The sequence below is a fragment of the uncultured Sphingosinicella sp. genome (assembly GCF_963974575.1).
GTDB lineage: Bacteria > Pseudomonadota > Alphaproteobacteria > Sphingomonadales > Sphingomonadaceae > Sphingosinicella.
Map to the genome: position 1 here is coordinate 339,346 of NZ_CAXBBQ010000002.1, position 14,146 is coordinate 353,491.

At 65.3% G+C, this 14,146-nt stretch carries 15 protein-coding genes; 9 read left to right on the top strand and 6 right to left on the bottom strand.

Annotated features, from left to right (window positions below; translation table 11 throughout):
* Nucleotides 1-129 precede the first annotated feature (129 nt).
* The gene (locus AAC014_RS04720) at nt 130-684 is read right to left on the bottom strand and encodes a cupin domain-containing protein (RefSeq protein WP_339704741.1); all 555 of its coding nucleotides are present in this window, start codon (nt 682-684) and stop codon (nt 130-132) included.
* A gap of 146 nt (nt 685-830) precedes the next feature.
* On the opposite strand from AAC014_RS04720, the gene AAC014_RS04725 reads away from it, so the two are divergent.
* The 6 genes from AAC014_RS04725 (at nt 831) to AAC014_RS04750 (ending at nt 7,518) form a co-directional block, all read left to right on the top strand.
* Nucleotides 831-2,144, top strand: coding sequence for an aspartate aminotransferase family protein (locus AAC014_RS04725; protein WP_339704744.1), 1,314 nt, complete (start codon nt 831-833; stop codon nt 2,142-2,144).
* Nucleotides 2,145-2,247: 103 nt separating this feature from the next.
* Complete coding sequence (locus AAC014_RS04730) at nt 2,248-3,432, top strand: HlyD family efflux transporter periplasmic adaptor subunit (RefSeq protein ID WP_339704747.1); 1,185 nt, start codon at nt 2,248-2,250, stop codon at nt 3,430-3,432.
* Nucleotides 3,433-3,437: 5 nt separating this feature from the next.
* Nucleotides 3,438-5,630, top strand: coding sequence for a glycosyltransferase (locus AAC014_RS04735; protein ID WP_339704750.1), 2,193 nt, complete (start codon nt 3,438-3,440; stop codon nt 5,628-5,630).
* Nucleotides 5,631-5,736: 106 nt separating this feature from the next.
* Complete coding sequence (locus AAC014_RS04740) at nt 5,737-6,726, top strand: bile acid:sodium symporter family protein (protein WP_339704753.1); 990 nt, start codon at nt 5,737-5,739, stop codon at nt 6,724-6,726.
* A gap of 142 nt (nt 6,727-6,868) precedes the next feature.
* On the top strand, nt 6,869-7,375 hold the full coding sequence (locus AAC014_RS04745) for a hemerythrin domain-containing protein (protein WP_339704755.1): 507 nt from the start codon (nt 6,869-6,871) through the stop codon (nt 7,373-7,375).
* Nucleotides 7,372-7,518: a hypothetical protein gene (locus tag AAC014_RS04750; RefSeq protein WP_339704758.1), complete on the top strand. Its 147-nt coding sequence runs from the start codon at nt 7,372-7,374 to the stop codon at nt 7,516-7,518. The genes AAC014_RS04745 and AAC014_RS04750 overlap by 4 nt, the downstream gene beginning before the upstream one ends.
* Nucleotides 7,519-7,525: 7 nt before the next feature.
* Here AAC014_RS04750 and AAC014_RS04755 read toward each other — a convergent pair whose 3' ends face one another.
* Nucleotides 7,526-8,290 carry an IclR family transcriptional regulator gene (locus AAC014_RS04755; RefSeq protein ID WP_339704761.1) on the bottom strand — a complete coding sequence of 255 codons (765 nt, stop codon included), beginning with the start codon at nt 8,288-8,290 and terminating at the stop codon, nt 7,526-7,528.
* A gap of 64 nt (nt 8,291-8,354) precedes the next feature.
* Here AAC014_RS04755 and AAC014_RS04760 point away from each other — a divergent pair, with 64 nt between their 5' ends.
* From AAC014_RS04760 to dmpG, 3 genes are read left to right on the top strand one after another with little or no spacing between them, the layout of a single operon-like run.
* On the top strand, nt 8,355-9,176 hold the full coding sequence (locus tag AAC014_RS04760; protein WP_339704764.1) for a fumarylacetoacetate hydrolase family protein: 822 nt from the start codon (nt 8,355-8,357) through the stop codon (nt 9,174-9,176).
* Nucleotides 9,173-10,105, top strand: a complete 933-nt coding sequence (locus tag AAC014_RS04765) for an acetaldehyde dehydrogenase (acetylating) (protein ID WP_339704767.1) — start codon at nt 9,173-9,175, stop codon at nt 10,103-10,105. The genes AAC014_RS04760 and AAC014_RS04765 overlap by 4 nt, the downstream gene beginning before the upstream one ends.
* Entirely contained in the window at nt 10,102-11,133 is a 1,032-nt protein-coding gene (dmpG, locus tag AAC014_RS04770; RefSeq protein ID WP_339704770.1) for a 4-hydroxy-2-oxovalerate aldolase, read from the top strand. The genes AAC014_RS04765 and dmpG overlap by 4 nt, the downstream gene beginning before the upstream one ends.
* Here the strand turns inward: dmpG and AAC014_RS04775 are convergent.
* The 4 genes from AAC014_RS04775 to AAC014_RS04790 are packed head-to-tail and all read right to left on the bottom strand — an operon-like array spanning nt 11,130 to nt 14,143.
* Nucleotides 11,130-12,107 carry an MDR family oxidoreductase gene (locus tag AAC014_RS04775; protein ID WP_339704773.1) on the bottom strand — a complete coding sequence of 326 codons (978 nt, stop codon included), beginning with the start codon at nt 12,105-12,107 and terminating at the stop codon, nt 11,130-11,132. The two genes, dmpG and AAC014_RS04775, sit on opposite strands and share 4 nt — an antisense overlap.
* 12 nt (nt 12,108-12,119) lie before the next feature.
* Nucleotides 12,120-12,893 carry a DUF1295 domain-containing protein gene (locus AAC014_RS04780; RefSeq protein WP_339704776.1) on the bottom strand — a complete coding sequence of 258 codons (774 nt, stop codon included), beginning with the start codon at nt 12,891-12,893 and terminating at the stop codon, nt 12,120-12,122.
* Nucleotides 12,894-12,905: 12 nt separating this feature from the next.
* The gene (locus AAC014_RS04785) at nt 12,906-13,373 is read right to left on the bottom strand and encodes a DUF3237 domain-containing protein (RefSeq protein ID WP_339704779.1); all 468 of its coding nucleotides are present in this window, start codon (nt 13,371-13,373) and stop codon (nt 12,906-12,908) included.
* On the bottom strand, nt 13,370-14,143 hold the full coding sequence (locus tag AAC014_RS04790) for a glucose 1-dehydrogenase (protein ID WP_339704782.1): 774 nt from the start codon (nt 14,141-14,143) through the stop codon (nt 13,370-13,372). The genes AAC014_RS04785 and AAC014_RS04790 overlap by 4 nt, the downstream gene beginning before the upstream one ends.
* Nucleotides 14,144-14,146: the final 3 nt, after the last annotated feature.

Consider the following 14,146-nt stretch of genomic DNA (forward strand, 5'->3'; position numbering starts at 1 on the left):
CACACCCTGATTATCAGTTGTACATTCATCCTCCATCCCGAGCGGCGCGCAGCGTACTTACAGTCCGTGAGCGCCGGAAGCGCAGAAAGCCGCCGTTTGCAGCTCGGCAGGGGCTGAATCCCACACACCCTAGAATGTCGGCGGTGTGCAGGCGCTGACGACGCGCGCAGGCACGTCACTCACGCAGCGAAAGCGATGCGGTATCCGGCTGTCAAAACTGTAGGCATCCCCCGGCCCGAGGACGCGCCGCTCGTTCCCGACGGTCACTTCGATCTGGCCGGAGATGATAATTCCCGCTTCCTCGCCGTCATGGCTCAGCGGGATGCGGCCCGTGTCCGAACCCGGCTTGTAGCATTCATCGAGCATCTGCAGCTTGCGCCCGCTCATCGATCGCCCCACCTGACGGTACGAGACATGCCCTTTGCCGATTTCGACAAGGTCGCTCGCGGCATGAAACATCGCGTCGTCCGGCTCCCGCTCCAGCGCGAAAAACGCTGAAAGGCCGACCGGGATTGCATCCAGAATGCGCTTCAGGGCACCGAGTGAGGGATTGGCGCGGTCCGCCTCGACAAGCGATATCGTGGAGTTCGTGATCCCCGCACGTTTTGCAAGCACCCGCTGCGACAGGCCTGCCGCCTGTCGCACATGGCGTAGCCGCCACCCCACGCCAAGATCTTCCGACATTCCGCCCTCTTCCACCGCGTTCATGTTGTTGAACCACACTCAACACCCTGCCTTCAATGCGCCGAAACGCGTGCCGGGCAAAGCATAAAGAAAACGGCTTGTTTTCACGGGCCCCGAGTGTTCGAGTGCTTGAGAAAGGACAACACATGCCGACCAACACCCCTGCCCTCGATAATTTCTGGATGCCGTTCACCGCGAACCGGCAGTTCAAGGCAGCGCCGCGTCTCCTCGCGGAAGCGGAGGGCATGTATTATCGCAGCGACGATGGCAGGCGTGTTCTGGACGGCACTGCCGGCCTCTGGTGCGTCAATGCGGGTCACGGCCGACGCGAAATCGCCGAGGCCGTCGGCGAACAGCTGCGCACGCTCGATTATGCGCCGACGTTCCAGATGGGGCACCCCATCGCGTTCCGCTTCGCCGAGCGTCTCGGCGAGATCGCGCCGGGTGGGCTCGATCGCATCTTCTTCACGAATTCCGGTTCCGAAGCGGTCGATACGGCGCTGAAAATCGCCGTCGCCTACCAGCGCGCGATCGGGCAAGGCACACGCACGCGTTTCATCGGTCGGGAACGCGGCTACCACGGTGTCGGCTTCGGCGGTATCTCGGTGGGCGGTCTCGTCAACAACCGGCGCGTGTTCCCCACCCTCCCCGGCACCGATCACCTGCGCCACACGCACGACCCCGCGCGCAACGCCTTTTCGCAGGATTTGCCGGAACATGGCGCCGAGCTCGCCGACGACCTCGAGCGGCTCGTCGGCCTGCACGGCGCGGAAACGATCGCGGCGGTGATCGTCGAACCGATGGCCGGCTCCACCGGCGTCTTGCTGCCGCCGAAGGGCTATCTGGAGCGGCTTCGCGAGATCGCGACTCGGCACGGCATCCTGCTGATTTTCGACGAAGTGATCACGGGTTTCGGGCGTCTCGGCACGCCCTTCGCAACGGAGAGGTTCGGTGTGCGGCCCGACATCGTGACGACCGCGAAGGCCATCACCAATGGCGCCGTGCCGATGGGCGCGGTCTTCTGCGCGCGGGACATTCACGATGCGCTGATGCAGGGGCCGGAGTCCGCCATCGAGCTTTTCCACGGCTATACCTACTCGGGCCATCCGGTCGCCTGCGCGGCGGGCATGGCGACGCTCGACATCTATGCGCGGGAAGGCCTCCTCACGCGCGCGGCGGAGCTCGAAACGTACTGGAAAGAAGCCGTTTTCAGCCTGCGCAACCTGCCGGCGATCACCGACATTCGGGCGATCGGCCTCGTCGCGGGAATCGAGCTTGCATCGCGCGAAGGTGCACCCGGTGGCCGCGCCTACGACGTGTTCACGGATTGCTTCCAGCGCGGGCTCCTGATCCGCGTGACCGGCGACATCATCGCCTTGTCGCCGCCCCTCATCGCGGAGAAAACGGAAATCGACACGATGGTCGAGATGCTTCGGGAAACGATCAAGGCGGCGGCGTAAGCGCCCAGTCTCCAGGATACCGGGGTTAACTCGGAATTAGCCAGATTTGTTTATCACAGCGGCAGAGCGCCAACACCTTGATTGGCGCAAGGGCCGCAAAAACATGAATATCAACGTTCAGAATTTCGTCCGCGCGCGCAGCACACGCCTCGTGCTTGCCGCGTCGCTTATCGCTATCGGCGCAGTCGGCTTCGCGCCCTATGTCTTCAACGACATTTCGACGCAGGCGGCGATCAACGCGCCGCTCATTCGCCTGTCGGCACCGGTCGACGGCACGGTGGCGGACTTGCCTGCCGATGGCCGCTATTTCGCGAACGCCGCCTCGATCCGGCTGCTCGATCTGTCGCAGGATACCGGAGACGTCGCGGACCTCGCGGCGGCAGCTGATCTCGCGCAGGCGCAGATTGATCTTGCCGAACGCCAGCTCGCCGAGCTTCGCTCTGAAGAACGGCGGCTCGAAAAACGTGCATCGGCATTCAACGCGGCCACGAGCGCCCGCCTCGGCGAAGATCGCGGCGCCGCGCTTGCCGATCTCAATGGATGCCAGGCGGAACGCACGCAGCAGGCGGCGACGCTCGCACGCGTGCGGAAGCTCGCACGCGAAGGCTTCATGTCCCCCGCCGCCGTGGAAAAGGCCGAAGCTGCGGCAACGCGCACGAACAACGAATGCAGCAGCGCCGCCGCGAAGCTGCGCTCGATCGAGGTCACGGAAAAGGCCGCACGCGGCGGCGTGTTCATCGGCGATAGCTACAACGACGCGCCTTATGCCACGCAGCAGGCCGACAGGCTGATGCTCCAGCGGCAAATCATCGAAAAGACACTGAACGACGCCACCGCTCAGCTGACGCAGGCGAAGCTGCGCCTGAAAGACGCGCTCGGCCGCGCCAGCTATCGCGCGCCGGCCGGAACGCTCATCTGGGCGGCAACCGCAAGCTCCGGCGCTGCCGTGCGCGCCGGCGAGCCGATCCTCGACCTCGTCGATTGCCGCCGCCGTTTCGTGCAGGTCGCGCTGCCGGAACGCAAGGCCGAAGCCATCGTGCCCGGCGGCCCCGCCGACGTGCGCCTGATCGGCTCCGACCGCTGGATGAAAGGCCGCATCTCGAGCATCTCCGGCGCCGCGAGCCGCCGCGAGGAGCGGCTGCTGGCCGCGTCCACCTACACGAAACCCGGCGCCCGCGAGATCCTCGTGGACGTCGCGCTTTCCGCCTCCGCCCCGGATACGGTCGATCCCAGCCGCAGGTGCGATGTCGGGCGGCTGGCCGAAGTGCGGTTCAGCCGAACGATCTGATCGTCTTGAACACGCTGCCACTGATCGAAACGCTGGCGCCCCTCGCCCTTGTGCTTGGGGCGCTGATCCTGTTCGGCGGGGTGCACTATAGCCGTGCCGGTCTCATCGCGACCATCGGTGCCACGCTTCTCTACTATCTCCACTGGCGGATCACGCGGACGATTCCGTGGTCTGGCGGTCCGGGCGACCTGTGGTGGCCGCTCATTTGCCTCACAGTGGAACTCGCGGCCCTGTTTGACGCCGCGATCCTGCTCGCGATCCTCTCCCGCCCTACCGACCGATCCGCCGAAGCCGACGCAGGCGAAGCCCTGCTCCGCGCGCGATGGACCGAGAACGCAGCAAAGCTGCCCCCTGTCGACGTGTTTATTGCCACCTACAACGAGCCCCGCGACGTTCTGGAAAAAACCATCCTCGGGTGCCTTGCGCTCAATTGGCCCGACGCGCGGATCTGGGTGCTCGATGATGGGCGCAGGCAGTGGGTGCACGACCTCTGCGTCGCCAAGGGCGCCGGCTACATCAACCGCCCCGACAACAAGGGCGCCAAGGCTGGAAACATCAATCACGCCCTCACGCTCACGACCGCGCCTTATGTGGCTGTGTTCGACGCCGATTTCGTGCCGAGGCGCGATTTCCTGCTGCGCACGATGGGCTTCTTCGAAGACGAGAAGATCGGGATCGTCCAGATCCCGCACAGCTTCTACAACCACGATCCGATGCAGACGAATCTCGGCCTGCAGCAGGCGATGCCGGACGATCAGCGCTTCTTCTTCGAAGCCATCATGCCCGGCCGCGACGGCTGGGATGCCTCGTTCTGCTGCGGCTCGAATTCGGTCACGCGGCGCAAGCTGTTCGAGGACATCGGCGGCGGCCTCCCTGAAGGGTCGATCACCGAAGACATGCTGCTGACGCTGGCGAGTCTGCGCCAAGGCTATGTCACGCGCTATCTCAACGAGCCGCTGGCCTATGGCCTCGCGGCGGAGAGCACGGCGGCGTTCTTCGTGCAGCGGCAGCGCTGGGCGCAGGGCGCGATCCAAATTCTCTATCTGAAGGAAGGCCCGCTCGGTCCCGGCCTCAAGCTGCGGCACCGGCTGATGTTCCTGCCATCGGCATGGATCACGCAGGGTTTGCAATCGGCCTTCGCGATCCTGATGCCGATCATGTTCATGCTGTTCAATCTGTCGCCGATGATCGACGTCGACCTGCCAAGTCTCACCAGCTACCTGCTGCCTCTCATACTGGCGCTGCTCGTGGGCATCACACTACTTGCGCCCGGTCGCTATTATCCGCTGGCGGCGCAGGTCCTCGCGGTGTTCCAGATGTTCCGCATTCTCCCCGTCGTCCTGCAGACCTTGGTCAAGCCGCACGGCCATGCCTTCAAGGTCACACCCAAGGGCTCCGCCGCGGGCGGCGGGAATTGGGAAACGCGTGTGCTCTTTTCCTGCATGTTCCTGATCGCGGCAAGCGTGGCGGGCATGGTGGCGAACATGGGCGCGGATTATCGCATCGTCGTACAAGACGAACTGCTGCCGATGGTGAGCTTCTGGCTTCTGCTCAACATGCTCGTGATGATCCTCGTCGCGATGATGTGCCTCGAAAAGCCGCGCATTCGCGGCGAGGAACGCTTCGAGATCCAGCAACCGCTGTCGCTGCTCAGCGATGGAGGCCACATGATCACCTCCGGCAAGGGCGATATATCCCTGTCCGGCCTCGGCATGGAGGTCTCCGAGCCGGCCGACCTTGCGATCGGCGAGCGCGTGCAGGTGGTTCTCCCCGAAGTCGGCATCGTTCGCGGTTTCGTCCGCCGGACCGGTCGGCGCATCGGCGTCGCGTTCGATTTCCATTCCGAAGAGGCGCGAGACCGCCTGATCGTCTGGCTGTTCACAAACCGGATCCAGGTCAACGCGCAGCGGCCATCCGCGCTTGCGGTGGCGGGCGCGGTCATCCGGAGGCTTTGGGCCGCAGATCTCACCGTGCAGGCGCAGCCCGCGCCTGCGCCCGAACCCGAAGCGCCGGAGATCAAGCTTTCTGCCGCGACGCGCCTCATTCAGCCTGCCGCTGTCCGCAAGCTCGCGGCAGCGAACCTCGATACCGGCATCGCGCTCGCCGCCGGTTCAGCCGAAGACGAGCCTCAGGAGGAAACCGGCGCACCGCATCCCGTGCCCTTGCCCGCCCCGAGATACGCCGGCCTTGCCGGATAAACGTCAGGGTTTTACCGATTACGGAGGCTCACCGGCCTGCATATTGTGAAATGCACGGCCCCTGACATAAAACGCCTGAGCTAATGCCGCCGGATCGGGAGTCACCATGCTGGTCAAGTTGCGTCCGGACGGGTTCACGCTCGCGCTTTTCGCTGTCGTCGCAATTGCAAGCGTGCTGCCCTGCCGGGGCGATACCGCAGACGCCTTCGCGATCGCCACGCGGCTCGCCATCATGCTGCTGTTCTTCATGCACGGTGCCAAGCTGTCGCGCGAGGCGATCATGCGCGGTGCGGGTGCAGTGAAGCTGCACCTGTCGGCGCTCGGCGTCACCTACATCGTGTTCCCGCTTCTCGCATTCGGGATCGCGCTGGCGCCTGACCGCATTGCTTCCGCCGACATCAAGGCGGGCCTCATGTTCCTCGCCGTGCTGCCGTCCACCGTCCAGTCGTCGATCGCCTTCACATCGATCGGACATGGAAATGTCGCCGCGGCCGTATGCAGCGCATCGCTTTCCAACTTCATCGGCGTGTTCCTCACGCCCCTGCTCGCCGGGCTGCTGATCCATGCCGAGGGGGCCGGCGGCGAGATCGATACAATCGCGGCGATCCGCTCGGTGGTGGTGACGCTGCTGATACCGTTCATCGTCGGGCACTTGTCCCGGCCGCTCATCGGTCACTTCGTCGATCGCCATAAAGCCTTCCTCGGCAAGCTCGATCGCGGCTCGATCCTGCTCGTTGTCTACACCGCGTTCAGCGCGGCGGTCGTCGACGGGCTGTGGTCACGCGTTTCGGGCGTGGACCTCGCGACCATCGCCGGGCTTGCCGTGCTGCTGCTCGCAGCGGTGCTGCTGATTTCCCTCGCGCTGTCGCGCGTGCTCGGCATGTCCCGGGCGGATGAGGTGGCGCTGGTGTTCTGCGGTTCCACGAAGAGCCTGGCGAGCGGCGTACCGATCGCCGCGGCGCTGTTCGCGACGCCGCTCGTCGGGATGCTGATCCTGCCGCTGATGATCTATCACCAGATCCAGCTCCTCGTCTGCGCCGTCATCGCGCGCGTCTACGCCGATCACCCGGAGGCAGCCGCCAGCGCCGCGGAGTGATCCGCCCCGTTCACCGCAAGGGAAGCTGCGGCGAGTCGAGGAACGCGTGGTCCTATCCATGCGTTGGGCCAGACAATCACGCAATCATCAGCAAACCGCGCTCCCCGACGGACGGGCGCTTTCGCGGCTAGGAGATACAGTCATGGCGGAATACACCGATGCGATCGCCCTCCTGAAGGCGGACCACCGCAAGGTCGAAGCGCTGTTCGAAGCCTTCGAAACCGCGCGCGACACCAAGCGCAAGCGGGACATCGTCCAGGAGATCTGCACCGAGCTGAAGGTGCACACGATGATCGAGGAAGAAATCTTCTATCCCGCGCTGCGCGGCAAGATCGAGGACGACATGCTCGATGAAGCCTACGTGGAGCACGATGGCGCCAAGGTGCTCGTGAACGAACTTCAGAACGCGTTCCCCGACGAGCAGTACTACGACGCGAAGGTGACCGTGCTCGCGGAGGAGATCAAACACCACGTCGCTGAGGAAGAGCGCCCGTCCGAGGGAATGTTCGCGCAGGCCCGCAAGACGGATGTCGATCTCGTCGCACTCCGCGATGAAATGCTGGCGCGCAAGCAGGCACTGATGGCCAAGGCGGAAGAAAACCCCCTTCCCCCGGCAAAGCCGAGCACGCTCAAACAGATCGCAGCGTGATGGTCGGCCGCGCTGATCCGCCCTTTCCGTCTTCGCTCGGGCATATCGCGCTCATCGGCCGCAGCGAGCCGCGCCGCTGCAGCATCGCCACGTTCACCACCGATTGCCGAAACGCGCTGGCGGCCTTCACCGATCTGCGCTGACCTCGTCCTAGGACGAGGTAAGCGCAGCAAACGGCGCCATTGCCTGCGCTGCCTCAAACGCTGCATCCCGCAGCCGGATGAGCACAGGCACACGCCTACGCCGTTCCGGCCAGTTTCCGGAGCCTGACAGCGATATCGCGAACGTCACCGCGCCGCGCGCGGCGGGCACCGGCACGGCAAGGCAGGTGAGGCCGGAAACCACCTCCTCGTCATCCACGGCATATCCCTCCGCGCGGATACGATCGAACGCCTGCCCCAAGGCGTCCGGGTCCGTGATCGTGCGCGGCGTCAGCGCGATGAACGGCGCGCTGGCGAGATATTCGGCTTGCGCCTCCCTCGGCAGGTACGCGAGCAGAACCTTGCCGATGCCCGAACAATACGCCTCAAGCTGGATGCCTTCGCGCGTGAACAGGCCCGCCTCGTCGCCTTCCTTGATCAGGTAGGTCACCATATTGTTTTCAAGGCGGCCGAGATGCGCGGTCAGCCCCGTGCGTTGCGCCAGCTTCGCGAGCACCGGCCGCGCCGCTTCTGCGGCCGCGGCGTGCGCCGAGATGGCGTCGCTCACCGCGAGCAGCGCCGGGCCCGCCACGAAATGCCCGCGCCGCACCCGGTGTAGATAGCCGCCCTTCGCGAGTGTCGCGGCGAGGCGGTGCGTGGTGGCGATCGGCAGGCCGAGTTCCTGCCCGATATCGAGCGCGGATCGCCGCGCCCCATCGCGCGCGACGGCCGCGAGCAGCGCAAGGCCCCGCTCCAGCGCGGCAACCGATGGCATTCCTTTTTTCACCTGATGAGAATTAGAGCCTTTGGCTCGCTGTGCGCAAGCGCTGCTTGCGCTTATGGTCGGCGACGAAAAAGCAGGAGAAGCGATCTTGGGCCGGGATTTGGAAACCACCGCCGCGCGGCTGCGCAATGCCTACGCGGGATGGGTGATCCCGCCGCTCCGCGATGCACTGGAGCCGAACGATGTGGACGGCGCCTATGCCGTTCAGGCGATCAACACACGCTTCTGGGAAGCCGCCGGACGCCGCATCGTGGGCCGCAAGGTGGGATTGACCGCAAAGGCAGTGCAGCAGCAGATCGGCGTCGATCAGCCCGATTTCGGCGTACTGTTCGACGACATGGAGGTCGCCGACGGCGGCGTCATCCCGGCCGGACGCCTCATCCAGCCCAAGGCGGAGGCGGAAGTCGCGCTCATCCTCGGCAGCGACCTTGCCGGGTCTGAGATCACGCGCGCCGATGTCGAAGCGGCGGTCGCCGAAGTCGCAGCCGCGATCGAGATCGTCGACAGCCGCATCGCCGACTGGAAGATCACCTTCGCCGACACCGTGGCCGACAACGGCTCGTCCGCCATGTTCGTGCTCTCGGAAACGCGCAAACCCCTCGCCGGTCTCGATCTCTGGACTTGCGGCATGGCGCTTGAGGTCAACGGCGCACTCGTCTCACTGGGCGCGGGATGCGCCTGCCTCGGCCATCCGCTGAACGCCGCCGCGTGGCTCGCGCAGACCCTCGCGGCACGCGGCGAGCCGCTGCGCGCCGGTGACATCATCCTCACAGGCGCGCTCGGCCCGATGGTCCCGGTCCAGCCTGGCGACAGCGTGCGCACCACCATCGGCGGGCTCGGCACCGTCTCGTTCGCTTACGGAAAGGAAGGCGCATGAGCGCGAAGGTGAAGGTCGCGATCATCGGTTCGGGCAACATCGGCACCGATCTGATGATCAAGGTCATGCGCCTGTCGGATACGCTGGAAATGGGCGCGTTCGTCGGTATCGATCCGGACTCGGATGGGTTGAAGCGCGCAGAGCGCATGGGCGTGCCGATCACCGCGGGCGGCATTGACGGCCTTGTCGCCATGCCCGAATTCGCCGACATCGCGATCGTCTTCGATGCCACATCCGCCGGTGCGCACGCAAAGCACAACGAAGTCCTGCAAGCCCACGGCAAGCGCGTGATCGATCTCACCCCTGCCGCGATCGGTCCGTTCACGATTCCGCCGGTGAACGGCGACGCCAACCTCGATGAGCAGAACGTCAACATGGTCACCTGCGGCGGTCAGGCGACGATCCCGATCGTGAACGCCGTCAACCGCGTCGCGAAGGTGCGTTACGGCGAAATCGTCGCCTCCATCGCATCCAAATCCGCAGGCCCCGGCACGCGCGCGAATATCGACGAGTTCACCGAAACCACGAGCCGCGCCATTGTCGAGGTCGGCGGCGCAACGCGGGGCAAGGCGATCATCGTTCTGAACCCCGCCGAACCGCCGCTCATCATGCGCGACACCGTCTATTGTCTCGCCGAAGACGCCGACACCGCCGCGATCGAGGCTTCCGTCGAGGCGATGGTCGCGGAGGTCCAGAAATACGTCCCCGGCTACCGCATGAAGCAGAAGGTGCAGTTCGAACACATCGGCTCCAACCGTCCGCTGCGGATCCCCGAGATGGACGGCGAGTTCACCGGCCTCAAGGTGAGCGTGTTCCTCGAAGTCGAAGGCGCCGCCCACTATCTCCCCGCCTACGCGGGCAATCTCGACATCATGACCTCAGCGGCATTGAAGACCGCCGAGAAGATCGCGGAAAGGATGGCCGCATGAGCTTCGACCCCACTAAGACCAAGCTCTACATTCAGGACGTCACGCTGCGCGACGGGATGCACGCCATCCGTCACCAATATGGCCTCGATCATGTGAAGGCGATCGCGAAGGTACTCGACCGCGCCAAGGTCGATGCCATCGAGGTCGCGCACGGCGACGGGCTTTCAGGAAGCTCGTTCAACTACGGCTTCGGCGCGCATACCGATTGGGACTGGATCGGTGCCGTCGCCGAAGTTCTGGAGCACAGCGTACTGACGACCCTGCTGCTGCCGGGCATCGGCACGATCCACGACCTCAAGCACGCCTACGATCTCGGCGTGCGCTCGGTGCGCGTCGCGACGCATTGCACCGAGGCGGACGTTTCCAAGCAGCACATCGAACACGCGCGCGGCCTCGGCATGGACGTTTCAGGCTTCCTGATGATGAGCCACATGTCGGAACCCGAGCCCCTCGCGAAGCAAGCCAAGCTGATGGAGGATTACGGCGCACACTGCGTCTATGTCACCGACAGCGGCGGCGCGATGACGATGGATCAGTATGCCGCGCGTCTGCAGGCCTACGACCGCGTGCTGAAGCCAGAAACGCAGCGCGGCGTCCATGCGCACCACAACCTCTCGCTCGGTGTCGCGAACTCGATCGTCGCCGTGCAGAACGGCGCGGTGCGTGTCGATGCGAGCCTTGCGGGCATGGGCGCGGGCGCAGGCAATGCCCCGCTCGAAGTGTTCATCGCCGCCGCCGACGTTCACGGCTGGAACCACGGCTGCGATCTCTACGCACTGATGGACGCGGCCGAGGATCTCGTCCGCCCGCTGCAGGATCGCCCCGTGCGCGTCGACCGCGAGACGCTCACGCTCGGTTACGCAGGCGTCTATTCAAGCTTCCTGCGCCACGCCGAAAAAGCCGCGACCGAATATGGCCTCGATACGCGCGCGATCCTCGTCGAGCTCGGCCGCCGCAAGATGGTCGGCGGTCAGGAAGACATGATCGTCGACGTCGCGCTCGACATGCTGAAGGAAAGCGCCGCCTAAAGCGCCACGACGATGCGCCCGCGCACCTTGCCCTGAAGAATGTTCCCCGCCGAGGGAATGACATCTTCGAGCGCGATCTCGCGGATCATGCTTTCAAGCTTCGCGGGATCAAGGTTACGGGCCAGCCGGCTCCACGCCTCCTCCCGATCGCCGCGCGGCGCCATCACGCTGTCGACACCCGACAGCGTCACGTTACGCAGGATGAACGGATAGAGCGTAGCCGGCAGATCGATGCCCTGCGCGAGGCCCGTCGCCGCGACGATACCGCCGTAGCGCATCTGCGCGCAGACGTTGACGAGCGTGTGGCTCCCCACCGTATCGATCGCCCCCGCCCAGCGCTCCGCCTGCATCGGCCCACCCGGCTCGGCGAGCGTATTCCGGTCGATGATCTCCGCCGCGCCGAGCGCCTTCAGATAATCGGCGCCCTCGGGCCGGCCCGTGGAGGCGGCGACGCGGTAGCCGAGCTTCGAAAGTACCGCGATGGCCACACTCCCTACCCCGCCGCTCGCCCCCGTCACGATCACCTCGCCGTCCCCCGGCTTCACGCCCAGTTTCTCGAGCCGCAGCACGCACAGCATCGCTGCATAACCCGCCGTGCCGATCGCCATCGCCTGCCGCGTCGTGAACGCATCCGGCAGCCGCACCAGCCAGTCCCCGTTCACCCGCGCCTTGCCCGCAAGCCCGCCCCAGTGCCGCTCGCCGACACCCCAGCCGTTCAGCACCACCCGGTCGCCCGCTTTCCATTCCGGATGATCGCTCGCCTCGACGACACCGGCGAAGTCGATACCCGGCACCATCGGAAAGCTCTGGATCAGCGGAATAGCACCCGTGATCGCGAGTCCGTCCTTGAAGTTCACCGTGGAATATTCCACCCGAACGGTAACGTTCCCCGCGGGCAGATCGCTGTCGTCCAGCGTGTCGATCCGTGCCGCCTGCCCGGCGTCGGTCTTGTCGATGATGATGGCCTTGAACATGCGGCAAAACTCCTATGATTTCCGAAAGCGATCGGCGATCGCGCGGCCGTTCAGCAGGCCCCACGGGATCAGCAGCCCCGTCTTCGCCTTATAGTCCGCCCAGCCCGGATGGCGCGAGATCGCGTGGTCCTTCTGGTACATGCGCGGCAGGAAGGTGGAGACGGTCGCGTAGATCACGATCGCCCACGCGATCCAGTGCTGCGCGAGCAGCGCATAGGCCGAATAGATCATGATCTCGCCGAGATAATTGGGATTGCGCGTGTACGCATAAAGCCCGCCGGTGAAGAGGCCGGAGCGGTACTTCAGCGTGAAGTGCCGCTGACCATCGGCCGCGATCATCGTGACGACGCCGAGCGTGTGAAGCGCGATCGCGGCGGCAAGCAGCGGCCCCGAAGGATCGATGTGCCGCGACAGGAACAGCCACGGGATCAGCCAGTACCACGCGACCAGCATCACATACATATTGACCGCGCCCCACCACGCCGTCGTGCGGTCGAGCTGATGGTCGCGAAAGCCGAGATCCTTGATCAGCCAGCAATAGCCGTAGCAGCCATGCAGCGCGAGATAGACCCACGCCGCATCGCTGAAACTGCCCGTCACGCGCATCATCGCGAAGATGATGAAAACGGTGAAGATCTTGTGCAGGTTGACCGCCGTGGCGACCTTGATGCGCGGGCTGCCCTTCGCCTCGAAGATCAGGTGCGAGTGAATCCACAGCATGAAGCGCGCCCATGCCGGAACGGGTTCGCGCTCCGTTTCCGCTCCGCCGATTGCCGTCGTCGCCATCTCGCCCTCCCCTCAGAGTATCTCGTAGGTGCGGTACTGCACGCCGCCATTCCCCGTGCTGCCGATCCCGACCGCGCAGATGCCGTTCAGCCACGCATACGCCGGGCTGCCGGTTTCGAAGAGAATGAGCGTGCGGAAATAATAACGCGAAGGATCGACAGGCGCCGCGCTCGCCACATCCAGCACGGCGGGCAGCAACGCCGGATCGGCAACGATGCGCCCGGTATAGGTGAGGTAGATGAAAGCACCGTCATCGGTTTCCACCGTCGCGCGCACATCGAGCGCGATCGATCCGTCGCTGCGCACCAGCGCCCAGTCCCCGCCCGGCGGAACGAAGCGGCCATTGATGCGCTCGCCTTTCAGCGTGCCGCCGCCCACCGGAAAGATCGCGCGCTGCCCGCTGGGCGTCGCGCCAATCGTGATGGGCGCCGTAAGCGCGATGTCCGCGTCATAAATGTGCCGGTATCGAAGCTCGGTCATGCCGCCGTGTACCCTCCGTCCACGATGAGTTCGCTTCCCGTCATGTACCGCGCATCGTCGCTGGCGAGAAACAGGATCGGCCCCGCGATTTCGTCAGGTACGGCAAACCGCCCGATCGGAATGCGCGCGAGCGTCTCGGCGGCGAACGCCGCGCCTTCATCGGCAGGCATCGATCCGATGGCGTCCGAAACCAGCAGCGTCTCGGTATAGCCCGGATGCATCGAGTTGACGCGAATCGGATAGGCCTTCCGCGCGCAGTGCAGTGCCGCGTTGCGCGTCAGCAGCTTCACCGCGCCCTTGGAGGCATTGTACGCCGCCAGCAGCGGCTCCCCGACATTGCCCGCGATCGAGGCGACGTTGACAATCGCCCCGCCCTTCTCCTTCATCGCGCCGATCGCGGCCTTGGTGCCGAGGAACACGCCCTCCACATTCACCGCCATCGTCAGTCGCCAGTCCGCGAGCGTGGTATCCTCCACGGAAGCGATACGCGCGATCCCCGCATTGTTCACGAGCACGTCGAGGCGGCCGTGCCGATGGATCACGTCCGCGACGAGCCGGTCCCAGTCCGCCTCGCGCGTCACATCCTGCACCGCCGCCTCAACGGCCAGGCCCTCGCCTGAAAGCCGCGCTGCCTGCGCCTCGACCTCGCCCGCGAGCACGTCGGTGATGATAACCACCGCGCCCTCGCGCGCGAACCGCTCGGCGGAGGCAAGGCCGATGCCCCGCGCTCCGCCCGTGATGACGACGACCTTGCCTTCGAAACGCCGCATGAC

Bases quoted from the DNA above. Each gene is read 5' to 3' on its own strand.
- AAC014_RS04755 (WP_339704761.1), bottom strand. From the start codon at position 8,290: ATGCCATCGGTTGCCGCGCTGGAGCGGGGCCTTGCGCTGCTCGCGGCC.
- AAC014_RS04730 (WP_339704747.1), top strand. From the start codon at position 2,248: ATGAATATCAACGTTCAGAATTTCGTCCGCGCGCGCAGCACACGCCTC.
- dmpG (WP_339704770.1), top strand. From the start codon at position 10,102: ATGAGCTTCGACCCCACTAAGACCAAGCTCTACATTCAGGACGTCACG.
- AAC014_RS04780 (WP_339704776.1), bottom strand. From the start codon at position 12,893: ATGGCGACGACGGCAATCGGCGGAGCGGAAACGGAGCGCGAACCCGTT.
- AAC014_RS04765 (WP_339704767.1), top strand. From the start codon at position 9,173: ATGAGCGCGAAGGTGAAGGTCGCGATCATCGGTTCGGGCAACATCGGC.
- AAC014_RS04720 (WP_339704741.1), bottom strand. From the start codon at position 684: ATGTCGGAAGATCTTGGCGTGGGGTGGCGGCTACGCCATGTGCGACAG.
- AAC014_RS04745 (WP_339704755.1), top strand. From the start codon at position 6,869: ATGGCGGAATACACCGATGCGATCGCCCTCCTGAAGGCGGACCACCGC.
- AAC014_RS04785 (WP_339704779.1), bottom strand. From the start codon at position 13,373: ATGACCGAGCTTCGATACCGGCACATTTATGACGCGGACATCGCGCTT.
- AAC014_RS04775 (WP_339704773.1), bottom strand. From the start codon at position 12,107: ATGTTCAAGGCCATCATCATCGACAAGACCGACGCCGGGCAGGCGGCA.
- AAC014_RS04725 (WP_339704744.1), top strand. From the start codon at position 831: ATGCCGACCAACACCCCTGCCCTCGATAATTTCTGGATGCCGTTCACC.
- AAC014_RS04760 (WP_339704764.1), top strand. From the start codon at position 8,355: ATGGTCGGCGACGAAAAAGCAGGAGAAGCGATCTTGGGCCGGGATTTG.
- AAC014_RS04740 (WP_339704753.1), top strand. From the start codon at position 5,737: ATGCTGGTCAAGTTGCGTCCGGACGGGTTCACGCTCGCGCTTTTCGCT.
- AAC014_RS04790 (WP_339704782.1), bottom strand. From the start codon at position 14,143: ATGCGGCGTTTCGAAGGCAAGGTCGTCGTCATCACGGGCGGAGCGCGG.